Source organism: Methylococcus sp. EFPC2, assembly GCF_016925495.1.
GTDB lineage: Bacteria > Pseudomonadota > Gammaproteobacteria > Methylococcales > Methylococcaceae > EFPC2.
The window spans coordinates 2,972,270-2,993,425 of record NZ_CP070491.1; the positions used below are offsets into that span (position 1 = coordinate 2,972,270).

The following is a 21,156-nucleotide window of genomic DNA, read 5'->3' on the forward strand; positions in this document are numbered from 1 at the left end:
TCGCAAAATCCAAGTCGCAAACGCGGCGGCCTCCCGCGGGTTCGCAATAGGTTTAAGCCTTGCGGTAAATCTCGGCGCCGGCGTTGACGAACTCCGCCGACTTTTCCTGCATACCGGCCTTCAGAGCTTCCGCCTCCGCCAAGCCGTGCCCCTGGGCATAGTCGCGCACGTCCTGAGTGATCTTCATGGAACAGAAATGCGGACCGCACATGGAGCAGAAATGGGCCTGCTTGGCGCCTTCCTGCGGCAGCGTCTCGTCGTGGAATTCCAGCGCCTTTTCCGGATCGAGCGACAGATTGAACTGATCCTGCCAGCGGAATTCGAAGCGCGCCTTGGACAAAGCGTTGTCGCGCGCCTGCGCACCGGGATGGCCCTTGCCCAGATCGGCCGCGTGAGCGGCGATCTTGTAGGCGATGATGCCGTCGCGCACGTCCTGCTTGTTGGGCAGACCCAAGTGCTCCTTGGGCGTGACGTAGCACAGCATCGCGGTGCCGTACCAGCCTATCATCGCCGCGCCGATGGCCGAGGTGATGTGATCGTAACCGGGCGCGATGTCGGTGGTCAGCGGTCCCAGGGTATAGAAAGGCGCTTCGTGGCAGTGCTTGAGCTGCTCGTCCATGTTGGCCTTGATCATGTGCATCGGCACATGGCCGGGGCCTTCTATCATCACCTGCACGTCGTGCTTCCAGGCGACCTCGGTCAGCTCGCCCAGGGTGCGCAGTTCGGCGAACTGGGCCTCGTCGTTGGCATCGGCGATGGAGCCGGGGCGCAGCCCGTCGCCCAGGGAGAAGGCCACGTCATAAGCCTTCATGATCTCGCAGATATCCTCAAAATGGGTGTAGAGGAAACTTTCCTTGTGGTGCGCCAGACACCATTTCGCCATGATGGAGCCGCCGCGCGAGACGATGCCGGTGGTGCGCTTGGCGGTCAACGGGATGAAGGGCAGGCGGATACCGGCGTGGATGGTGAAGTAGTCCACCCCCTGCTCGGCCTGCTCGATCAGCGTGTCGCGGAAGATTTCCCAGGTCAGCTCCTCGGCCTTGCCCTCCACCTTTTCCAGGGCCTGGTAGAGCGGAACCGTCCCTATCGGTACCGGCGAATTGCGGATGATCCACTCGCGGGTCTCATGGATGTTCTTGCCGGTCGACAAATCCATCACCGTGTCGCCGCCCCAGCGGATGGACCAGAGCATCTTTTCCACTTCCTCCTCGATGGAAGAGGTCACCGCCGAATTACCCAGGTTGCAGTTGATCTTCACCAGGAAATTGCGGCCGATGATCATCGGCTCGGATTCCGGATGGTTGATGTTGTTGGGAATGATGGCCCGGCCCCGCGCCACCTCGTCGCGCACGAACTCGGGCGTGATGAGCTTGGGGATGGCGGCGCCGAAAGACTCGCCCGGATGCTGGAACTGGTAGATCTCGGCCAGGGCGTCCAGCTTCTGGTTCTCGCGGATTGCGATGAATTCCATCTCCGGCGTGATGATACCCTTGCGCGCGTAGTGCATCTGGGTCACGTTGGCGCCCGCCTTGGCCCGGCGGGGGCTGCGGATATGCTCGAAACGCAGGGCTTCCAAAGCCGGGTCGTTCTGGCGTGCATGGCCGTACTGGGAGCTGGGCCCGGCGAGTTGCTCGGTATCGCCGCGCTCCCTGATCCAGCCCTCGCGCAAGGCCGGCAGGCCCAGGCGCAGATCGACGATCACCTTGGGGTCGGTGTAGGGCCCGGAGGTGTCATAAACGTAAACGGGAGGATTTTGCTCGGGTCCGCGGGCGCTGGGCGTGTCGGATTGCGACACCTTGCGCATGGGCACCCGGATGTCCGGCCGGCTGCCTTCGACATAAACCTTTTCGGATGCAGCGAACGGCTGTATGGACGCACGCTTGGCGGTGACGGCCTCGTGCAGGAACTCTTTGGGAACGGCGCTCATCGCTTTCTCCTGGATCAAAAACGGAAAAAGGGGGCGCGGCCGAAACAGATCTTGAGCCCTGTGAAAAACCCGGTGTGGGCTTCCCTACGCCGGTATCAACCGGATCAGGTTCGAAGGGTGTCTCTCAGCCCGGCGGTTCTGAAACCGGGCACCCCCAGCCTTGCAAATAGGCCGGGTAAACTAAAGCATCGGGGGGCCATTTGCAAGGCTGACGGCCTCCGACCGCGTCCTTGACCCTATCCCTGCCCGCCCTCCGCCTGCCGCCACACGCAGCGCCCGCCGCTGCTCTTGGCCACGGCGTCCAGACGCTTTTCGTGAGCCTGCAAATCTTCATCGCCGCAGCGTATCACCCGCAGGGCGGGTCTGGGCCCCGATGCGAACAGCGCAGGGGTAGCGGCCGCATCGACCGACGAGCCCACCGCGTCTTCCTCCAGCATCAGGGCGGACTGGCCGCCGGTCATCGCCAGGTAGACTTCGGCCAGGATCTCGGCATCCAACAAGGCTCCGTGCAGCTCCCGGTGGGCGTTGTTGACGTTATAGCGCTTGCACAAGGCATCCAGGCTGTTGCGCTGGCCGGGATGTTTCTTGCGCGCCATCGCCAGGGTATCCAGGACGGCGCAGTGGTCCGCCAGCGACTTCGGATGGCCCTGACGCTTCAGCTCGGCGTTGATGAAACCGGTATCGAAAGGCGCATTGTGGATGATGAGTTCGGCGCCGTCGACGAAGTTCAGGAAGTCGCCGACGACATCCTCGAAGTGCGGCTTGTCGGCGAGAAAGGCGTTGTCCAGGCCGTGAACCTCGACGGCACCCTGATCGATTTCGCGATCGGGGTTCAAATAGACATGGAAGCGACTGCCGGTGAGGCGGCGGTTGAGCACTTCCACGCAGCCGATTTCGATGATGCGATGGCCTTCCTCCGGCTCCAGGCCGGTGGTTTCCGTGTCGAGTACGATTTGTCTGGCCATGTTCAGCCTCTTTTCGCCCCGCTGTGGAGGCTGTCTATGCCTTTGTTCGCCAACCGGTCGGCGCGCTCGTTGCCGTCGTGTCCGGCGTGGCCCTTGACCCATTGCCAGCTCACCCGATGCGGCTTTTGCGCGGCCACCAGCCGTTGCCACAGATCCGCGTTTTTCACCGGCTCTTTGGATGCGGTCTTCCAGCCCCGGCGTATCCAGTTGGGCAGCCATTCGGTGATGCCCTTGGAGACATAGACCGAGTCGGTCACCACACAGACCGCGGAGGGACGGGTCAAGGCTTCCAGCCCGCGGATGGCCGCCATGAGTTCCATGCGGTTGTTGGTGGTGTCGGGCTCGCCGCCGCAGAGTTCCTTTTCCTTGCCCTTGTATTGCATCAGCACGCCCCAGCCGCCGGGCCCCGGATTGCCGCGGCAAGCGCCGTCGGTGTAGAGATAAACGATATCGGTCATGGAATCATTTGTATGGGAGGGCGGCCCGGGCGCAAGGCCGGACCGCTCGGCCCGACATAATACATACACCGAAGCGTATGCAGAATGGCCGGGAGCACCCCGTAAAAAAATGCCCGGTGTCTATCCGTGGTTTGATGCCCCGGCCCGGCCCCGTATAATCGCGCCCTTTATTCGGATATCCCCATGCATATCGACCGAGACGGCAACATGGAACTGACGGCCGAGGAGAATCAGGACCTGATGGATCAACTGGACATCGCCCCCGCCGATTACGACGACCCGCCAGTTGAGATCGAAAGCCTGGGCACCGAGGACAAGGTATCCCGCTTCCAGGCCACCAACACCCGCACCGGCAAATCGGTGGTCCTGGTGTTCGACCTGCTGGACGACTAGAACCCGGACTCCACCATCCTCCCCAACCAGAGTTACTCTATGGACATCACCGCCCTGCTCCACGCGCTCATACTCGGCATCGTCGAAGGATTGACCGAATTCCTCCCCATCTCCAGCACCGGGCACTTGATCCTGGCCGGCGACCTGCTCGGCTTCAATTCCGACAAGGGCAAGGTCTTCGAGATCTTCATCCAGTCCGGTGCCATCCTGGCGGTGTGCTGGGAATACCGAGCCAAGATCTACAGCGTACTCCGCGGCCTGTTCAGCGATCGCACGTCCCAGCGCTTCGTCGTCAACCTCATCATCGCCTTCATTCCGGCCGCGGTGCTGGGCCTGCTGTTCGGCAAGGCGGTGAAGGCGCATTTGTTCAGCCCCGTCCCGGTCGCCACCGCCTTCATCGTCGGCGCGTTCGTGATCCTCTGGGCCGAGCGCCGCGAACATGTGGTACGCATCCACTCGGTCGACGATCTCGATTGGAAGGACGCGTTGAAGCTCGGTATCGCCCAGACTTTCGCACTGATACCCGGCACCTCCCGCTCGGGCGCGACCATCGTCGGCGGACTGTTCTTCGGCCTGTCGCGCAAGGCGGCGACCGAGTTTTCGTTTTTCCTGGCGATCCCGACCCTGTTCGCCGCGACCGCTTACGATCTGTACAAGCACCGCGACATCTTGTCTTTCGACGACCTGGACCTGTTCGCGGTCGGCTTCGCCAGCGCATTCGTCAGCGCATTCCTGGCGGTACGCGGCCTGCTGCGCTACATCGTGCGGCACGACTTCACCGCCTTCGCCTGGTATCGCATCGCGTTCGGCGTGGCCGTACTGGTGACCGCTTATTTCGGACTGGTCGAATGGTCGCAATGACCGCCGGCCTTTACCGCGCCTGCCCCGGAAACCTTAAATGCCTTTGTTAGCCTGGATCGTCCTGTTCACCCTGCTGGGCGGCGTGTTGAGCGTATTGGCCGCCGCGCTGTTCCTGCTCACGCCCGACCGGCATCGTTCCCGGCTGTTGCCCCACGGCGTGAGCTTCGCGCTCGGCGCCCTGCTGAGCGTGGCGTTTATCGACCTGTTGCCGCACGCCCTGGAAAGCGCGGGACCGGCCGGCAGCGAAAGCCTTTTCGCCACCGTACTGACCGGCATACTGAGCTTCTTCCTGCTGGAAAAACTGCTGCTGTGGCGGCATTGCCATACCAGCGACTGTGAAGCCCACTTCGACATGGACGAGCACTTCCATCAACCGGCCGGCACCTTGATCGTGGTGGGCGACGGGATCCACAACTTCGTGGACGGCGTCCTGATCGCCGCGGCTTTCCTCACGGACATACACCTCGGCGTGGTCACGGCCCTCGCCGTGGCCGCCCATGAAATCCCACAGGAAGTCGGCGATTTCGCCATCCTGCTGCAATCCGGCTGCACGCGGAGCAAAGCCCTGCTGTTCAACATGCTGTCCAGCCTCGGCACCCTGATCGGCGGCCTGCTGGCCTATTTCAGCCTGGAAAGCCTGCACGGCGCGCTTCCGTACATCCTGGCCCTGGCCGCTTCCAGTTTCATCTACGTCTCGGTGGCCGACCTCATCCCCACCCTGCACAAGAAAACCCACCCGGAAGCGGTCGTTCAACAGATGACGCTGATTCTGGCGGGCGTCCTGCTGATCGCGACGGTGCACCACTATGCGCACGACTTCCAGCCGCCGGTGACTCGGGAACCCGTTGCCCACCCATGACCCCTTCCGGGAACGCCATCCCCGTCCGTAAAAATCCTGCTACCGGGGATGACAATTCCATGGCCAATCGGCGAAGTTTTGATTAGTATGTGAAAGCTTGACCGCAAACGCCGGTTTATTCCGCCCTTGCCCGGCACACCGGATGGGAGCGTCCCTCCAGCCCCTGCCCCCCGCAGGGTAGTGTCAAGCAAGCGCCATGTTTATCGTGGCGTCCCCTACAACGATTGAGGAGATTTCATAAAAATGAGCAAAATTGCTAAAAAGCTGATTGGTGTTGTTTTGGCTGGTTTCATCGGTTTAGCCGGTTCCGCTTTCGCGGCCGAGAATGCCGCTGGCGTCGTCGAACACACCGATCTGACCGTCAAGAGCATCAAGGCAGCGCTGGAAGCGGCCAAGGCCGGCAATGCGGCTGAAAGCCTTGCCAATATCAAGCAGGGCAGACAGCACTACAAGGAAATCACCGGTGACGCAGCCGGCAAGCCGCTGCAGGACGCCATCAAGGTTCTGCGGGAAGGCCAGGTCGCTTTGGAAGCCGGCGATACGAAGAAAGGCGCTGAGATCCTGACCGGCGTCGTTTCCTCTCTGGAAAAGATCCAGTCCGGCATCAAGAAATAAGGCGTTCAGGCGGGGCGTCGACCATGACGTCCGATAACGCCTAATGCCCCTGCTCCGTCCGCTTGCCGCTGGCAGTGCGGACGGGGACCCCACTTCCGCTCGAGCTCATTCCCTCAGCCGTCTCAGGCTCAACCACCCGCCCAAGCCCAGCGCGAGGCTCAAGGGCCAGAAATACAGTTCGTCGCGCGGCCGGTAATAACGCTTGTCTTTTTCCACCGGCTCCAACTCATCCAGCATGGCGTAAATCTCCGCCAGTTCCTCGGCGTTGCGCGCGCGGAAATAGCGCCCTCCGGTCTTCTCCGCCAAGGCGGTCATGGTCTTTTCATCCAGATCTTCCGACGGATTGACGCGGCGCGTGCCGAAGAAATCCCGCACCACCATTTCGTCCGCGCCCACCCCTATGGTGTAGATCTTCAGGCCTTCGCGCGCAGCCAGGTCGGCGGCCTGCAAAGGCTGAACCTCGCCCGCCGTGTTGGCGCCGTCGCTCAGCAGTATCAGCACCCGCTGGCCATCCGGATTGTCGCGCAGGCGCTTCACCGCCAGCCCGATGGCGTCGCCTATGGCGGTCTTTTCGCCGGCCAGGCCGATGGCGGCCTCGTCCAGCAGTGTACGCACGGTCTTGCGGTCGAAGGTGAACGGGGCCTGGAGATAGGCCCGGTCGCCGAACAGGATGAGGCCGAGGCGATCACCCACCCGCCGCTCGATGAACTGCCCCGCCACCGCCTGGGTGGCGGTAAGCCGGTCGACCTGACGCCCGTCCAGCATGAAGTCGCGTATCTCCATACTGCCGGACAAATCCACCGCCAGCATCAGATCGCGCCCACTGACCGATTGCTCGATAGGCTCGCCCAGCCATTGCGGCCGTGCGGCCGCGATCACCAGCAACAGCCAGGCGCTCACGGCGAGCGCAAACACCCAGCCCGGCCGAGCCTGCGCGGCCGTTCCGGTCTGCGGCAGGCTTTCCAGCTCATCGAGAAACGGCACCCGCAAGGGGGCGCGCGACAGTCCTTCCTCCGGCCGCAAATAGCGACGCACCAGCCACGGCAGCGGCAGGACCAGGAATACCCAGGGCCAGGCGAATTCCGTCATCGGGGCTTCGCTCCGCGTTTAATCCGGCGCGGCAAACGGCGGAACCAGGATCGACAAAGCGCGATCAATTCTGCCGGGTCCGTATCGCATTCGCGGCGGTAAGGAGACTCCAGCAACAAACGCCCCGCGCCCTCACTGAACCGCGGGTCACCGGAGGCCTCGGCCAGCCAGGCCAGCCAGGCTGCCCCGCTGAGGCCGGCGACCCGCTCCGGCGGATAAACGACCAGGCACACGCGGCGCAGCAAGACGGCCAGCAGCCTCAACTTCTCGGCGGCGGGGGCCTCGCTCTCCGATATTGCCGCCAACTCGCGCAGGGCCGCGGCGCGCAAGGCGGGCATGCGCCGGCGCCACAGCAACCATAGGCCCAGCAGACACAATCCCGTGACGGACGCAGCCAGCCACCACCACCCCGGTGCCGGCGGCCACCAAGAGATGGGAGGCGGCAGATGAATGTCGCGCAAAGGCAAATCCGGATTCATGCGCCAGCCCTCCCGGGATGTCCGTGCAAGACACTGCGCAGCGCGGTCCACGCTTCGTCGGTGGTCGAAACATTCGCGTGGCGCATGCCACACGCCCGGCTCAGGCGTTCGACTCGAGCCAGGCGCGCGGCATAATTCGCTGCATGAGCCTCGACCACGGACCGGGAGGAAATCAGGGTCAACTCGCGCCGGCCATCGCCGAATCGCAAGCGGCCGGCGGCGGGAAGCCGGCGCTCCAGCGGATCGCTGATCGAAATCAAGGCGACCTCGCAGTGCCGATGCAAGCGTATCAGGCCAGCCTCCCCGGTCGACGTCAGTCCCCGAAAGTCGCTCAGCACCACCACCAGACTGCCCGGACGCGCGTGGCGGGCCAGACGCGCCAAGGCCTCGTCCATGCCGGTTCCGGAATTTTCGGCAGGAGCCGCTGCCGACGCATCGACCAATTGCTGCAAGAAATGCAGCACGGCCTTGCGCCCGTGTTCCGGCTTGAACTCCTGGCTGCCCCCGGCACCGAACAACTGCCCACCGACCCGGTCGCTCTGGCGCAGGGCCGTCCAGGCCAGGAGCGCCGCCAGGCGAGCGGCCTGGACGAACTTGAACACGCCGCGGGTGGCGAAAAACATCGGCGCCCGCGTATCCACCGAAAGGAAAACCGGGCGTTCGCGCTCTTCGCGGAACAATTTGGTATGCGCCTTGCCCGTGCGCGCCGTCACCCGCCAGTCCAGATTACGCACATCGTCGCCGGCCATATAGGGCCGGGTCTCGTCGAACTCCATGCCTCGTCCCTTGAACGCGGAACGGTATTCGCCGCCCAGCGCCGCCCGTATGCCGGATCGATGCAGGCTGAGCCCGCCGACCTGCCGGCTCAGCCCTATGAGGGCGGGCAAACTCACGCGGGTGCGGTCCTCAACCGCGATATCCGAGGGTGTATGGGGCGCAAAAACCATGATGTCCTGAAAGCTCCAAGCAATAATCTGCGCCGCCTCTTACGACTCGCGGCGAGCTGTCCATGATACCAGCAGAGCCCACGGCCGAGACTGCAACCACGACAAAAGGACGGACCTGAACCCGATCGCCGGGCGCCCTCCTGATCCGTGTTACGGGGCGGTCTTGACGGGAGCGGCCGTAGCCAGTAGCATTCCGCGCTCTAAAGCTATCTCGGGGCGTAGCGCAGCCTGGTAGCGCACCTGTATGGGGTGCAGGTGGTCGGAGGTTCAAATCCTCTCGCCCCGACCAAATCAGTAAGTCAGTCACGAAAGCCGGAACCCCATTTCCGGCTTTTTCTTTTTCGCCCCCGCATTTGTCCCAACAGTATTTGAACCTTGATCATGGCTAGATGAGGGGCTTTTGCTCAGGATTGCTACACGCCGCCCGCTTCTCTTTGCTGCCGTGCATCCATTCCAAAGGCGCTGGCAAATGGGGCCTCCTCCGGCACATGCAGTGTCGTGAATTCAAACACAAGGGCAAGCCCCACAGCCGCAGCATGCTGATCTTGCGAAATTCAAAGCCGACAGTGGCCGATCAAAGGAACCGGTCTTCGGCTGAATCAGGACACTATCACCTTGTCCGTCCAGGTAACTCTGGCATAAGCGGGCAACGGCCGGAAATCCTTCTGAGACAAGCCGTATTTATCGGCGCAATTCAACTTCAGGCCGTCGAGCTGCTTCCATTTGGTATCGAGGACGAGAAGACTGCGGCCTTCGCCCGGGATGAGTAAATCGGGTTTGAGGCGAAACCAGTTCTGCTCCCTATCAGGGGCAATCTTCTTCCAGGATCGGCCGTACCCAAACTAGCGCACCCGCGCAGTAGCTCATCCCCAGGTCTAGGCGAACTCACTGGAAATCCTGCACATTGATTTGCGCCGAAATTTGACCCCGGCATTACACTGAAATCCGACCCGCCCAACGAACCGTCGCGTGGCTCAGGTCAGAATCTGGATTTCTAATTTTCCGGAATAGCCGCATATAAAGCGCGGACCAAGCCGTTCACGCATTGCGAAAGGCTTCACAGTTTTTTGACGCCCATGCCCATAGTGTTTCAGCACGCCTTGAGCCGTAACGGCCACGTATTGTTTGCCAGGCAAACTTTGAAAGTCCTTCGTAACCTATGGGCATGAGCATATGTACACCAACAACCGATATAGGGGCTCCGAGTCTTATCAACACGGCTGCCGGGAAAAGCCCGCGCACCGCCGTCCTATAGCCAGCGGCATCATCCTGGCTTTGGGCCTGGCACTGGGATCGACCCTGGCCGCCCCGGTCTTCGCGGAAGGCCGGCCCGTTTTTCCACTCCTGAAATTCCATGGCAAAGCCAGGGGCTCTGAAGCACTCCAGCGCTTAGGCAACAAATTGCCCGACGTGGCGGCCTGGTACCGTATGACGCCCGAGCGGCTGGCCGAAATTCTGGACAAAGACCGCAATGCCTGGCTGGATGAAACTGGGCATTTGCTGTTTATCGATGAATTCACCGCCCCGCCGCCGCCGGCCGGCACCGTTGCCACGACCGGCGGCACTGTCGGCGCAGCGCCGTATGCCCTGACCGATACTTTCTTGCTGCATAGCAAACCGGGATCTCAGCGCGTCCTCTATCTGGACTTCAACGGCCATACCACCACAGGAAGCGCATGGAATTCCGGCACCATCGCGGCCGACCCCTTCGATCTGGACGGCATACCTTCCGCGTTCAGCGATGCCGAACTGGAGCGCATCCAGTTCATCTGGCAGCGTGTGACCGAGGACTATGCACCCTTCGATATCGATGTGACCACCGAGGAACCCGCGGCGGATGCGCTCAATCGCACCAGCAGCACGGATCAGACTTACGGCAGCCGCGTGGTCGTCACCCGCAACAATTTCGGCGCCTGCACGAGTTGTGGCGGCATCGCCTATGTGGGCGTGTTCGATTATTTCTCATCGAGCAACCCGGCCTATTACCAGCCCGCTTGGGTGTTTTTTGACGCCTTGGGCGCTGGCAACGAAAAGTACGTGGCCGAGGCGATTTCCCACGAGGCTGGACATAACTTGGGCCTGAGTCATGATGGCACCTCCACCGTGGGCTATTACCAGGGGCATGGCACAGGTGCGACCGGCTGGGCGCCGATCATGGGTGTCGGCTATTACAAGGAACTGGTGCAATGGAGCAAGGGCGAATACCCGAATGCCAATAACTTCGAGGACGATTTCGCCGTCATCCAGACCAACGGCGCCGCGCTTAAAGCCGATGACGTAGGTAGTACTCTGGCCAGTGCCGCACCGCTCGCGGGTACCGCAGGCGGCGGTCTCGTTACGGTAAGTCAGGGCGGCCTGATCGAGCGCAGCACGGATCTCGACTATTTCAGCTTGTCCAGCGGTACCGGTCCCCTGCAGATCACGGTCACCCCCGACGCCCGCAGCCCGAATCTCGATGCGTCGATTGAACTGCTGGATGCGGCCGGCACCGTTATCGCCTCGGCCAACCCGGCGGACGCATTGAACGCGACGATTACAGCCGACATTCCGGCCGGGGGTTATTACCTGAAGATCAACGGTGTCGGCAAAGGCGATCTGACTTCCGGCTATTCCGACTATGCGAGCGTGGGGCATTACTCGATCAGCGGCACCTACGCCTCGTCAAATGCTGTCGCGCCCGTGGCGGTCGCCAGCGCCACACCGATCAGCGGTTATGCGCCGTTGAATGTCGGTTTTTCGAGCAATGGTTCCAGCGACGCGGATGGCTCCATCGTGAGCTACTTCTGGAATTTCGGTGACAGCACAAGTTCCGCCGAGGTCAATCCGCTCCATACCTATGCCACGCCCGGCACCTACAATCCGGTATTGACGGTGACCGACTCGCAAGGCTTGACCCATAGCACCAGCCTGGCGATCAGCGTCGCCCCAGACCCGTTGGTGAGCACGCTGCATGTCGATAACATCGCCCTGACCTCCAAAACTTCCAGGGCGGGCGGCAAAACCAACTACCAGTGCGTGGCCAGCGTCAGCGTGAAAAACTATGCCGGCGGGCTCACCAACGGCGCGGCGGTCAGCGGGAATTGGAGTGGCGTCACGACATCCAAGATCGTCACCGCCACCACCGGCACAAACGGGGTGGCGACCTTCACCAGCGCCAAGACCACGTCCCGCGGCACCTGTACCTTCAGCGTATCGGGTGTAACCTTGTCGGGGTGGACCTATGACGCCAAGCAAAACCTCGAAACCTCAGACAGTCTGACCTACTGACAATAATCGAGGGCTAATGGCGGGGCGACGGAAAAATATCCGTTGCCCCGGCTAGCCGCTCCGACGATACGGCAGCGGCGCCAAATGCGCTTTCCGCATCGACGGATTATTCAGCTGATCCGAGATCCCTGGTCAGCTGTCTTGGGGAGCGGGTTTTAGCTCGCGAAGATCGCGGCCTCGCATGCGAATAGCCCAGCCATAAACCACTTGGATATGGCGTGCCGTCAATAAGCTTTTCGCCTTTTCGTTTGGCCTTGATTACCTGCATTTTTCCCGGTCGGCTTGGCCACATCCCATCCCCGATATCATGGGGAATCATGAAAAATGACCCCGCCGTTTAACCGGCTTGCTCGAGCTAATGGCGAACCTCGACGCCATCGGGTAGGGCGACAGCCCTGGAACGCATCGCCGTCTTCGCCCCTATGGATTTTTTGGCGCTTTATTGACCGTCGTTACGTCTTATGTTTAGTTTCAAACAGGCCATCAGCAGATTATGTCTCTTCATCACCACCTCGCGATCGGCAGCGCTCGTCAATATCGGAATCTTCTCACCCTTTCATTGGGCACGATAAATGCCGCCACTTCGGGTTCGAACCCGCCTCGACGGGTGCGTTTTGCTAACCCCAGATGAGAGAAGATGAATGAAAAAAACTAGTTTTGTAGCCGGTCTGTTGATTCTGAGCGTCAACGCTGCCTTCGCCGAAGAAGCCCCCAAACCCCCGCTGGGCTTTTTCGTCACCAGCATCGGCCCTGGCAAGGGCGCCGACCTGGGTGGCTTGGCCGGTGCCGATGCCCATTGCCAGAAACTGGCCAGCGAAGTCGGCGCCGGCAACAGGACCTGGCGCGCCTATCTGAGCACGCAAGCTGACCGCAACCAGCCCGCCATCAATGCTCGCGACCGCATCGGCAAGGGACCGTGGGCCAATGCCAACGGCGCCATCGTCGCCAACGATCTGGCCCATCTGCACGGCGATACCGTGGAACTCGGCCAGCAGGGCAACAACGTCCATCGGCTGACCACGCTGACCGAAAAAGGCACGCCCATCAAAGGCGTGGGCGAAACGCCCAACCAGCACGATATCATCACCGGCTCCAAGCCCGACGGCCGCGCCTATACCGACGCCGCCGACCACACCTGCAAGAACTACACGAGCAGCGGCGAAGGCGTAGTCCGCGTCGGCCATTCCGACCGCACCAATCGCGGCGCCACCGGTGGCAACGTGTCCTGGAACTCCACCCACGACAGCCGCGGTTGCAGCCAGGAAAATCTGGTCAGCACCGGCGGCGCCGGCTACTTCTACTGCTTCGCCGCCGACTAATGACAGAGGCAAGCCCCCGGCTTCTCGGGGGACTTGCCCGGTCAAATCGAGTAGTCGTCAAGGAAGCCGTCCGGCGAGGCTACATCGAATACCGGCGCGGCCGGCGCAACGCCGGAGAAACTGAAGCCGAGCATGACCGTCATGGTGGGGCAAGGAAGAGGTGTTTGTTTGAACGGCCCCGACATCGCCCGACGACTAACAGTGGGACCGTGAGCGTCCTGAACACCATACCGGTCCCGGAACTTTCGGGCTGTTCGGCCGTGCTTAGCCAGGAGCGCTAACAAGGCGCAGACGGTATCTGCGGTCGGCACTTATTCCGGCCCCATCCTTAGGACTCAAGCTCGAATTCCGCGACCACCGGCGCGTGATCGGAGGGTCGTTCCAGCTTGCGCGGTTCCTTGTCTATCCAACAGCGTCGACACGCTTGGCGCAGGGCCGGACTGGCCAGGATCAAGTCGATGCGTAAGCCCAGGTTGCGACGGAAACCCGCGGCGCGGTAATCCCACCAGCTATAGCTGGCTTCAGATTGTTCGAACAGGCGGAAGGCATCGCTCAGCCCCAAGCCGAGCAGTTCCTTCAGCGCATCGCGTTCCGGCGTGCTGCACAGGATCTTCTCGCGCCAAGCGTCAGGATCGTAGACATCGCGGTCGTCCGGGGCGATGTTGAAATCACCCAGCACCACCACGTGCTCGTGCCGGCTCAGCTCTGCGGCGATGAAATTGCGCATCTTGGCCAGCCAATCCAGCTTGTAGGCATATTTGTCGGAGCCGACTTCGCTGCCGTTGGGCACGTACAGGTCGATCACCCGCAAGTTCCCGTACGTGGCGACCAGAATGCGGCGTTGGGGATCGTCCAGTCCCGGCACGTCGGTCAGCACGTCGGCAGCCGGGGCGCGGCTCAGTATGGCGACGCCGTTATAGGTCTTCTGCCCGCTGAAAACGACGTGATAGCCGGCTTGCGACAAGGCCTCGGCCGGGAAGTCGTCGTCGACCGTCTTGGTCTCCTGCAAGGCCAGGATGTCGGGTTGTGCGCTCGCCAACCAATCGAGAGCTTGCGGCAGGCGTACGCGCAGGGAGTTGACGTTCCAGGTGGCGATTTTCATGGCGAGGTTCAGCGAGAACGAGGAGGACGTACAGTTTAAAACAAGGCGGGCGCGATGGGCGCTAATGGCTTGTTTCCAGCTTACATCCGCGAGGCTAGCCCGAGCTCGCTCATCGAGCGGACTCGCATCATTGCCAGTGAGAAATACCGACCGGGACGGGATTGGCGGGAACGGACGAAGGTGCAGAGAGATTCGGATGTATGGTCATGACCGCCTGCCGGGAACCGTCGGGCGCGACACCCGCGTCGTGGAAGCGTATCGCAGTCCACCTGCCCGGATCCGCAGCCGTCTGGAAAATTTCGGCGGTTTCCACATAGACCGTGAGACCTGGAGCATAGTCTTCATAGTCCCGGAAGGGCTGGTCCGTCTCGATGGCGGCCATACCGGCCACCCGCCCCTCTATGGCGGTCTCCGATGCCACGTCCGCGAACGCGGACTCCTCATGGCCCAAGGTGTCCGCCCCGACGGGCCGGGAAGCGGGCACACCGTGGCCGCTACTTTCGGCGTCGCCCGGCGACGCCTTGAGATCGCGCAATGATGCTTCCTCGGGCAAACCGGCGTAAAGCAGGCTGGCCAGGATGGAGCCGGCGACGAGTACGACCAGTTGAGTTTTCATAGGGATGTCCCCGCAAGCTGGACCATGAGTCGATGATGGGCACAGCTTATCTAAGGAAAATCGGCATGGCAGTGAACTGTTTGGTGCCGCAAGTGTGAGAAATTCACACTTGCGGGCTTCCAACGCTAGGCGCCGGCATACGGACCGAACACCGGCAAGGCCACTACTCCGCTTTAGATGGAGCGCCCTCGAAAAACCGCTTGCCGTGATGGGCCCGGAATTTTTCTATCTTCTCCTTCAGTTTTTCCTGCTGCTCCGGCAAAAGGAGCTGATAAATCTCATGCTCCACCCGCGCGCGCTCCAGCGCCAGGTCGGCCACGGCTTTCGCGTGTTCGTTGCCGAGCGCCTGGGCCTTTTCCTCGGTGTAATCGGCCGACAAAGCCAGATTGCGCAGATCTTCCTGGCGCTTGCGCACCGCGTCGAACTTGGCCCGTACGGCCTCCTTCTGCGCCTTCCGTATCTCGCCTATCCGTGCGCGCTGTTCATCGGTCAAATTCAGATCTTTCAGAAAATGGCGGCCGAAGGCGGTGGGCCCTTCTATCCAATGCCCTGCGCCGTGTCCGACCGGCGGATGGTGAGGCTCGGCATTCAGTGAAAAAGGGAGGGCGAGGACGATGCCGGCGGCGAGCAAATAGGCCTTGTAGGTATTTCGGTTCATCTAACGTCTCCGTGTACATGGTGACTAAGGGGGCGGATGCGGCTCGCATTCCGCGATGCTTAGTCTGGGGCCGCGTTCGGTAAACGACGGTTAAGAAAATGTAAAACTGGGTAAAGCCCGACGGCCGCAACTTTCGATAAGCTTGGCCTCGGCTATCATCGCGCACCGCGATGATGCGAAACGGAACGGCGATGAAAATCCTATTGGTGGACGACGATATCGAACTCACCGAGATGCTCCGGGACTATCTCGGGCAGGAGGGCTACGAGGCAGCGGCGGCGCACGACGGAGAAACCGGCGTGACGGAAGCCTTGTCCGGCCGCTACGGCCTGGTGGTGCTGGACGTGATGATGCCGCGCATGAACGGCATCGAGGCATTGAGCCGCATCCGCCTGCACAGCCGCGTTCCGGTGCTGATGCTCACCGCCAAGGGCGACGACCTGGATCGCATCACCGGGCTCGAGCTGGGCGCCGACGATTATGTGCCCAAACCCTGCACGCCGCGGGAACTGGTGGCGCGTATACGGGCCATACAACGGCGCACCCAGGCGCGCGACACGACCGATAACGTTTCCGAGCGCCTAACGGCGGGCGCTCTGGTGATTTATCCGCTGAAGCGCGTCGCGGAATGGGAAGGGCTGGCGCTGGAACTGACCAGCACCGAATTCAATTTGCTGGAGGTGCTGGCCCGCAATGCCGGTCGCGTGGTCGAGAAACACGAGCTGTCCGAGCAGGGATTGGGCCGTCCTCTGGCCCGTTTCGATCGCAGCATCGACGTCCACATGAGCAGCCTCAGGCAGAAGCTGGGCCAGTTGCCGGACGGGCGCTCGTGCATCCTGACCGTCCGCGGCCGCGGCTATCAACTGGTCGGGACGTAATCGATGGGAAAACTGTTCTGGAAGTTTTTTTTCGCCTTTTGGCTCTCCCTGTTGACCGCCGGCGTAGGCGTAGGCACGGCGGTGTGGCTGCACAACGAAGCGCTCCGGGACCGCGACGAACCCGTCGTCAACCTGCACCGCTACACGGCGCCATTCGTCGGCGCGGCCGCGACCACGCTCAGGCATGGGGGAGTTTCGGCGCTGCGCGCATTATTGCTCGAACAGCGCGCAGAGCCGGCGCCTTCGGTCTATGCAGTGAACCCGGATGACGAGGACATACTGGGCCGCGACCTGCCAGCGGAACTCGTGGCGCAAGCCAGGCAAATCGCTCGGGACGGTAGCCATCCGCTCGAAGTGCGCCAGATTGCCGCCGACGATGGGCGCACCTACCTGCTCTTCGTGCCGGCCGGGGAAGCCCCCCTGACGCCGTTCAGGGGTGAGGCCTTCCATCGCCCTCCCCGCCTGGTGGCACGTTCGCCCGTGCTTCCCATCACCTCGGGCATCATCGCGAGTTTGCTCTTCAGCGCCTGGCTGGCTTGGTATCTGGCCAAGCCGATCCGAACCTTGCGCGCGGCTTTCGAAGGGCTGGCCAAGGGCAAGCTGGACACCCGGGTAAGCCATCTGATGGGCAGGCGGCGGGATGAATTGAGCGATCTGGGTACGGATTTCGATCACATGGCCGTGCAGGTCGGCTCCCTGGTCGACGCCCAGCGACGCTTGCTGCACGATGTGTCCCATGAACTGCGTTCCCCGTTGAGCCGCCTGCAGGCGGCCATCGGACTGGCGCGCCAACAGCCGGACAAAATGGAAACGACCCTGGCTCGGGTGGAACGCGAGTCCGAACGTCTGAACGATCTGGTCGGCGAACTGCTGGCCTTGTCCCGCCTGGAAGCGGGAGTGCCGGTGGCCAAGGACGAAGAATTCGATCTCGGCGAGCTACTCGCCGAAATCGTCGACGACGCGCGTTTCGAGGCCAAGGCGAAAGGCGTGTGGGTGAGCTTCGAACCCTCGGGAGAAATCCTCTTTCGCGGACAGGTGGAACTGATCCACCGGGCGCTGGAAAACGTCGTCCGCAATGCCGTCCAGCATACGCGCGCCGGAGGCACCGTCGAGGTACAGCTCACCTCGAAAGGCGGCTGGCTGAACCTGCTCGTGTGCGACGAGGGCCCCGGCGTACCCCCAGCGGAGTTGGCGAAAATATTCGTCCCTTTTTTCCGCGGCGAATCGCATCAAACGGGCGACGGCGTGGGCTTGGGGCTGGCGATCGCCCGCCTGGCGGTCGAATCCCACGACGGCAGCATCGCCGCCCGCAATCACGGAAAGGGCGGCCTGGAAGTCAGCATCCGCCTGCCCCTGCAAGACCAGCGTTGAACGCGCCCGGCCCTCCCGTACGGGCGGGGTTCAGATTTCCACCAGGGTGCTGATTTCGATCGCGCGCTGAGTCGGTACACGGAAAAAGGTGATGGAATTGGAGGCATTGCGGGTCATGAAGATGAACAAGCGCTCCTCCAGGGCATTCATTTCCGGCCTGGGCGAAGGGATGAGCGTTTCCCTGGCGAAATAGAAGTAAGTGTCGTCCGGATTCCAGTCGAAGCCATGCTGGTAGCTGAGCGCCATGCTGTATATCACGTTGGGCGCCTGGGTGAAGCCGATGTGGATGGTGATGCGGTAGAAATTCTGTCCGAGCTCTTCGATTTGCAGCCTGTCGTCCGCCGCGACATAGGGCACGTCGTGCGTCTCCACGGTAAGCAGGATGACCCGCTCGTGGATCATCTTGTTGAATTCCAGATTCTTCAGCAAGGCAAAAGGCAGGCTCACGTGCCGCGAATACAGAAACATCGCGGTACCCGGCACCCGCGGCGGCTGGTCGGCCTCGACCTGTGCCAGGAAGTCTTTCAACGAAACGGCGCCCTTCTGCAAACGCCAGTTGAGCACCTGTCGGCCCTTGCGCCAGGTTTTCATGATGAGGAACAGCAGAGCGCCGATCAGCAAGGGGAACCATCCGCCTTCGGCCAGCTTGACCGCATTGGCGGAGAGAAAGGACAAATCCACGGTGAGAAAGGACAGCAGGAAAATCAAGGCGGCCGGCAAGGACCATTTCCATACGTCCAGGGCGACGATGAAAGCCAGGGTGGTGTCTATGGCCATCGTGCCGGTGACGGCGAAACCATACGCCGACGCCAGATGACTGGACGACTGAAAGACCAGCACCAGCACGACGACGGCGACCAGCAGGAAACGGTTCACGTCCGGCGCGTAAATCTGGCCGATCTCCGATTCCGAAGTGTGGACGAAATGCTGGCGCGGCAAATAATCCAGCTGCACGGCCTGGCGGGTGATCGAAAAAGCGCCGGATATAACCGCCTGCGAGGCGATGATGGTCGCCAGGGTGGCCAGGCCGATCAATAGGTAGAGCATGTCCGGAGGGCATAGCAGGTAGAAGGGGTTGGCGACGGCGCTGGGCTCGCGCAGGATCAGCGCGGCCTGTCCCAGATAATTCAACAGCAGCGCGGGCATGACGAAACCTATCCAGCCCAGGCGTATGGGCCCCCGCCCGAAATGGCCCATGTCGGCGTACAGCGCTTCCGCCCCCGTCAGCGCCAGTACCACCGCGCCCAGGGCAAGAAACCCGTACCACTGATGATGGAACATGAAGTCGAAGGCGTAACGCGGGTGCAGGGCATCGACGATGTCCAGGTTCTGCGCCAGGCTGCGCGCACCCAGCCAGCCGATGACCACGAACCAAAGGCACATGATGGGGCCGAACAGTTTGCCGACGCGCTCGGTCCCCAGGCTCTGGAACAAAAACAAGCCGATCAGGACGGTGATGGTTATCGGAATGACATAAGGCTGCAGACTGGGCGCGGCCACTTCCAGGCCTTCCGCGGCGCTGAGCACCGAAATGGCGGGGGTGATCATGCCATCCCCGTAAAACAGCGCGGCGCCGAACAAGCCCAGGGTGGTGATGAAAGCCCGCTGACCGGGCCTATGCCGCTTGCGCAAGGCCAGCGCCATCAAGGCCATGATGCCGCCCTCGCCGCGGTTGTCGGCGCGCATCACGAAGATCACGTATTTCAGGCAAATGACGACGACCAGAGCCCAGAAAATCAGGGACACCGCGCCATAGACCGTGGCGGCATCGAGCGCCAGACCATGGGCCGGATTGAAAACCTCCTTCATGGTGTAAAGCGGGCTGGTACCGACATCGCCGTAGACCACGCCGATGGCACCCAGGGTGAGGGCGGGAAATCCCGATTTATGTTCTTTCCTTTCTGTGTCCGAAGACATGCAGGCCTCGTTGTGGTGGATAGTCTTAACGTTTCGTGGGCGGCGATTTTCCCATAGAATCGCTGGCACGTCGCAAGCTCGCGCTCACCTTCCGTTTTGTCGCAACGCGTTCCCCTCACATGCCTATAGAACCTTTTTCCTCGGTCGGCCTGCTGGTCCTGGCCATCTTCGCCGTCGGCATCCTGCTGATCATCCTGGAAGTCCAGATCGGCATGGACAAATTCAAGCCGGCCCTGCTGATGATGTCGACGGTGGCGGTCATCGGGATCTATTACTTCTTGACCGGCGAAGACCCCGACCGGATGAAAGGTTTTCACCTGATGCAGGCGGAAACCAAGGAAAGCCTTTTCGCCCTGATCGCCTTCATGGCGTTCATGTGGATGATCGTGGAGATCCTCAACGAGCGGAACGTGTTCGGCGCACTCAGCGAGTTTTTGATGGATCGGGGACTGGGACCGCGCGGACTGTTCTGGGCGACCGGGGCATTGGCCGCGCTGCTGAGCCCCTTCATCAGCAGCATCACCACCGCCATGGTGTTCGGACGCGCGGTGTGCGGCTTTTCGCGCGACACGCGTTACACCCATCTGGCGCTGTGCAACATCATCGTGGCGTCGAACAGCGGAGTCTGGTTCATCGGCACCTCCACCAGCCTCATGGTGATCCTGGCGGGCAAGATCGACATTCCCAGCCTGTTGGCCCTGCTGCCGGCGTCGATCGGCGGCTGGCTGCTGAGCGCCTGGGTCTTGCAGACGTTTTATATGGGCCGCGTGCTGCGCGACGGCCCGGTCATCGATACCCATGCGCCGCGGGAAGGCATGAAGCCGGGCGGCGCCGAACTGGCGTTCGTGTGTGCCCTGGCCATCGGCGGTGCCGTCATCCTCAATCTGAAGCTACAGGTGGACATCGAGTTCGCCCTGGGTTCCGGGCTGGGATTCGTGGCGCTCTATATCTGGTGGCTCAAGCGCAAAGGCATCGATGTGTCGCTGGACGTGCAGTTGCAGAAGGTCGAATGGAGCACGCTGATGTATTACATCGGCATCATCACCGGCATGGCGGCGCTCAACCACGTCGGCTGGCTGAGCTACATCGCCTGGCTCTACGAACATGAGTCGCCCTATCTGGTCAACATCCTGCTCGGTCTGGTATCGAGTATCATCGACAACAACCTGCTGGAAGCGGCGGCCATCATGTCCAATCCTCCCATGAATACGGATCAATGGGTGCTGAACGCCATGATGGTAGGCATAGGCGGCAGCTTGACCGTGGTGGGCTCGGCAGCCGGCGTGATGGCCATGTCCATCGAGAAGACTTACACCTTCGGCGTACACCTGCGTTTCCTGCCCGCGGTGCTGGTCAACTTTTTCGGCGCCCTGGGCATTTGGTACGTGCAGTTCGAGTGGCTGCGGGCTTGAATGGGGACAGGTTCTCCACCCCG

At 61.8% G+C, this 21,156-nt stretch carries 20 protein-coding genes, 1 tRNA gene and 1 riboswitch; of the genes, 10 read left to right on the forward strand and 11 right to left on the reverse strand.

Annotated elements, in window-relative coordinates; all coding sequences use genetic code 11:
* Positions 1-52 precede the first annotated feature (52 nt).
* The 3 genes from thiC to rnhA all read right to left on the reverse strand — a co-directional run bounded on the left by thiC (position 53) and on the right by rnhA (position 3,350).
* Positions 53-1,927, reverse strand: coding sequence for a phosphomethylpyrimidine synthase ThiC (gene thiC / locus JWZ97_RS12690; RefSeq protein WP_305799043.1), 1,875 nt, complete (start codon positions 1,925-1,927; stop codon positions 53-55).
* A gap of 64 nt (positions 1,928-1,991) precedes the next feature.
* Positions 1,992-2,093, reverse strand: a riboswitch (TPP riboswitch).
* Positions 2,094-2,163: 70 nt separating this feature from the next.
* Entirely contained in the window at positions 2,164-2,892 is a 729-nt protein-coding gene (gene dnaQ / locus JWZ97_RS12695) for a DNA polymerase III subunit epsilon (protein WP_205429759.1), read from the reverse strand.
* A gap of 2 nt (positions 2,893-2,894) precedes the next feature.
* Positions 2,895-3,350 (reverse strand): ribonuclease HI, encoded by a 456-nt coding sequence (gene rnhA / locus JWZ97_RS12700; RefSeq protein WP_205429768.1) that lies wholly within the window; start codon positions 3,348-3,350, stop codon positions 2,895-2,897.
* Positions 3,351-3,533: 183 nt separating this feature from the next.
* On the opposite strand from rnhA, the gene JWZ97_RS12705 reads away from it, so the two are divergent.
* The 4 genes from JWZ97_RS12705 to JWZ97_RS12720 all read left to right on the forward strand — a co-directional run bounded on the left by JWZ97_RS12705 (position 3,534) and on the right by JWZ97_RS12720 (position 6,078).
* On the forward strand, positions 3,534-3,743 hold the full coding sequence (locus JWZ97_RS12705) for a hypothetical protein (RefSeq protein ID WP_205429776.1): 210 nt from the start codon (positions 3,534-3,536) through the stop codon (positions 3,741-3,743).
* Between the two features lie 39 nt (positions 3,744-3,782).
* The gene (locus JWZ97_RS12710) at positions 3,783-4,604 is read left to right on the forward strand and encodes an undecaprenyl-diphosphate phosphatase (protein ID WP_205429778.1); all 822 of its coding nucleotides are present in this window, start codon (positions 3,783-3,785) and stop codon (positions 4,602-4,604) included.
* A gap of 37 nt (positions 4,605-4,641) precedes the next feature.
* A complete protein-coding gene (locus JWZ97_RS12715; protein WP_205429780.1) occupies positions 4,642-5,463 on the forward strand; it encodes a ZIP family metal transporter in 822 nt (273 codons plus the stop codon).
* Between the two features lie 243 nt (positions 5,464-5,706).
* Entirely contained in the window at positions 5,707-6,078 is a 372-nt protein-coding gene (locus JWZ97_RS12720) for a hypothetical protein (protein ID WP_205429782.1), read from the forward strand.
* Positions 6,079-6,183: 105 nt separating this feature from the next.
* Here JWZ97_RS12720 and JWZ97_RS12725 read toward each other — a convergent pair whose 3' ends face one another.
* The 3 genes from JWZ97_RS12725 to JWZ97_RS12735 are packed head-to-tail and all read right to left on the reverse strand — an operon-like array spanning position 6,184 to position 8,539.
* Entirely contained in the window at positions 6,184-7,167 is a 984-nt protein-coding gene (locus tag JWZ97_RS12725; protein WP_205429783.1) for a VWA domain-containing protein, read from the reverse strand.
* Complete coding sequence (locus JWZ97_RS12730; protein WP_205429785.1) at positions 7,164-7,646, reverse strand: DUF4381 family protein; 483 nt, start codon at positions 7,644-7,646, stop codon at positions 7,164-7,166. Before JWZ97_RS12730 ends, JWZ97_RS12725 begins: the two co-directional genes overlap by 4 nt.
* The gene (locus JWZ97_RS12735; protein WP_205429786.1) at positions 7,643-8,539 is read right to left on the reverse strand and encodes a DUF58 domain-containing protein; all 897 of its coding nucleotides are present in this window, start codon (positions 8,537-8,539) and stop codon (positions 7,643-7,645) included. The genes JWZ97_RS12730 and JWZ97_RS12735 overlap by 4 nt, the downstream gene beginning before the upstream one ends.
* 266 nt (positions 8,540-8,805) lie before the next feature.
* Here JWZ97_RS12735 and JWZ97_RS12740 point away from each other — a divergent pair.
* Positions 8,806-8,882 (forward strand) — tRNA-Pro (locus JWZ97_RS12740).
* A 310-nt stretch (positions 8,883-9,192) separates the two neighbouring features.
* Here the strand turns inward: JWZ97_RS12740 and JWZ97_RS20365 are convergent.
* A complete protein-coding gene (locus tag JWZ97_RS20365) occupies positions 9,193-9,408 on the reverse strand; it encodes a hypothetical protein (protein ID WP_205434656.1) in 216 nt (71 codons plus the stop codon).
* 358 nt (positions 9,409-9,766) lie between these two features.
* Between JWZ97_RS20365 and JWZ97_RS12750 the strand changes: the two genes are divergently transcribed.
* Together JWZ97_RS12750 and JWZ97_RS12755 are read left to right on the forward strand one after the other, a co-directional pair.
* The gene (locus tag JWZ97_RS12750; protein WP_205429787.1) at positions 9,767-11,860 is read left to right on the forward strand and encodes a PKD domain-containing protein; all 2,094 of its coding nucleotides are present in this window, start codon (positions 9,767-9,769) and stop codon (positions 11,858-11,860) included.
* Positions 11,861-12,501: 641 nt separating this feature from the next.
* Positions 12,502-13,179 carry a lectin gene (locus JWZ97_RS12755; protein ID WP_205429788.1) on the forward strand — a complete coding sequence of 226 codons (678 nt, stop codon included), beginning with the start codon at positions 12,502-12,504 and terminating at the stop codon, positions 13,177-13,179.
* Between the two features lie 328 nt (positions 13,180-13,507).
* Here JWZ97_RS12755 and xth read toward each other — a convergent pair whose 3' ends face one another.
* The 3 genes from xth to JWZ97_RS12770 form a co-directional block, all read right to left on the reverse strand.
* Positions 13,508-14,281 carry an exodeoxyribonuclease III gene (xth, locus tag JWZ97_RS12760; RefSeq protein WP_205429789.1) on the reverse strand — a complete coding sequence of 258 codons (774 nt, stop codon included), beginning with the start codon at positions 14,279-14,281 and terminating at the stop codon, positions 13,508-13,510.
* 127 nt (positions 14,282-14,408) lie between these two features.
* Positions 14,409-14,897, reverse strand: a complete 489-nt coding sequence (locus JWZ97_RS12765; RefSeq protein ID WP_205429790.1) for a hypothetical protein — start codon at positions 14,895-14,897, stop codon at positions 14,409-14,411.
* Positions 14,898-15,060: 163 nt separating this feature from the next.
* Positions 15,061-15,555, reverse strand: coding sequence for a Spy/CpxP family protein refolding chaperone (locus JWZ97_RS12770; protein WP_205429791.1), 495 nt, complete (start codon positions 15,553-15,555; stop codon positions 15,061-15,063).
* 191 nt (positions 15,556-15,746) lie between these two features.
* On the opposite strand from JWZ97_RS12770, the gene JWZ97_RS12775 reads away from it, so the two are divergent.
* Both JWZ97_RS12775 and JWZ97_RS12780 read left to right on the forward strand, forming a co-directional pair.
* Positions 15,747-16,433: a response regulator transcription factor gene (locus JWZ97_RS12775; protein ID WP_205429792.1), complete on the forward strand. Its 687-nt coding sequence runs from the start codon at positions 15,747-15,749 to the stop codon at positions 16,431-16,433.
* 3 nt (positions 16,434-16,436) lie between these two features.
* Entirely contained in the window at positions 16,437-17,804 is a 1,368-nt protein-coding gene (locus tag JWZ97_RS12780; protein ID WP_205429793.1) for a HAMP domain-containing sensor histidine kinase, read from the forward strand.
* 30 nt (positions 17,805-17,834) lie between these two features.
* Here the strand turns inward: JWZ97_RS12780 and JWZ97_RS12785 are convergent, their stop codons facing one another.
* Positions 17,835-19,721: a potassium transporter Kup gene (locus JWZ97_RS12785; protein ID WP_205429794.1), complete on the reverse strand. Its 1,887-nt coding sequence runs from the start codon at positions 19,719-19,721 to the stop codon at positions 17,835-17,837.
* A 119-nt stretch (positions 19,722-19,840) separates the two neighbouring features.
* Between JWZ97_RS12785 and nhaD the strand changes: the two genes are divergently transcribed.
* Positions 19,841-21,133 (forward strand): sodium:proton antiporter NhaD, encoded by a 1,293-nt coding sequence (gene nhaD, locus JWZ97_RS12790; protein WP_205429797.1) that lies wholly within the window; start codon positions 19,841-19,843, stop codon positions 21,131-21,133.
* Positions 21,134-21,156: the final 23 nt, after the last annotated feature.

Bases quoted from the DNA above. Each gene is read 5' to 3' on its own strand.
- JWZ97_RS12780 (WP_205429793.1), top strand. From the start codon at position 16,437: ATGGGAAAACTGTTCTGGAAGTTTTTTTTCGCCTTTTGGCTCTCCCTG.
- JWZ97_RS12765 (WP_205429790.1), bottom strand. From the start codon at position 14,897: ATGAAAACTCAACTGGTCGTACTCGTCGCCGGCTCCATCCTGGCCAGC.
- dnaQ (WP_205429759.1), bottom strand. From the start codon at position 2,892: ATGGCCAGACAAATCGTACTCGACACGGAAACCACCGGCCTGGAGCCG.
- thiC (WP_305799043.1), bottom strand. From the start codon at position 1,927: ATGAGCGCCGTTCCCAAAGAGTTCCTGCACGAGGCCGTCACCGCCAAG.
- JWZ97_RS12725 (WP_205429783.1), bottom strand. From the start codon at position 7,167: ATGACGGAATTCGCCTGGCCCTGGGTATTCCTGGTCCTGCCGCTGCCG.
- JWZ97_RS12705 (WP_205429776.1), top strand. From the start codon at position 3,534: ATGCATATCGACCGAGACGGCAACATGGAACTGACGGCCGAGGAGAAT.
- JWZ97_RS12730 (WP_205429785.1), bottom strand. From the start codon at position 7,646: ATGAATCCGGATTTGCCTTTGCGCGACATTCATCTGCCGCCTCCCATC.
- rnhA (WP_205429768.1), bottom strand. From the start codon at position 3,350: ATGACCGATATCGTTTATCTCTACACCGACGGCGCTTGCCGCGGCAAT.
- JWZ97_RS12720 (WP_205429782.1), top strand. From the start codon at position 5,707: ATGAGCAAAATTGCTAAAAAGCTGATTGGTGTTGTTTTGGCTGGTTTC.
- nhaD (WP_205429797.1), top strand. From the start codon at position 19,841: ATGCCTATAGAACCTTTTTCCTCGGTCGGCCTGCTGGTCCTGGCCATC.
- JWZ97_RS12775 (WP_205429792.1), top strand. From the start codon at position 15,747: ATGAAAATCCTATTGGTGGACGACGATATCGAACTCACCGAGATGCTC.
- JWZ97_RS12715 (WP_205429780.1), top strand. From the start codon at position 4,642: ATGCCTTTGTTAGCCTGGATCGTCCTGTTCACCCTGCTGGGCGGCGTG.
- JWZ97_RS12710 (WP_205429778.1), top strand. From the start codon at position 3,783: ATGGACATCACCGCCCTGCTCCACGCGCTCATACTCGGCATCGTCGAA.
- xth (WP_205429789.1), bottom strand. From the start codon at position 14,281: ATGAAAATCGCCACCTGGAACGTCAACTCCCTGCGCGTACGCCTGCCG.
- JWZ97_RS12785 (WP_205429794.1), bottom strand. From the start codon at position 19,721: ATGTCTTCGGACACAGAAAGGAAAGAACATAAATCGGGATTTCCCGCC.
- JWZ97_RS12750 (WP_205429787.1), top strand. From the start codon at position 9,767: ATGTACACCAACAACCGATATAGGGGCTCCGAGTCTTATCAACACGGC.
- JWZ97_RS12755 (WP_205429788.1), top strand. From the start codon at position 12,502: ATGAAAAAAACTAGTTTTGTAGCCGGTCTGTTGATTCTGAGCGTCAAC.
- JWZ97_RS12770 (WP_205429791.1), bottom strand. From the start codon at position 15,555: ATGAACCGAAATACCTACAAGGCCTATTTGCTCGCCGCCGGCATCGTC.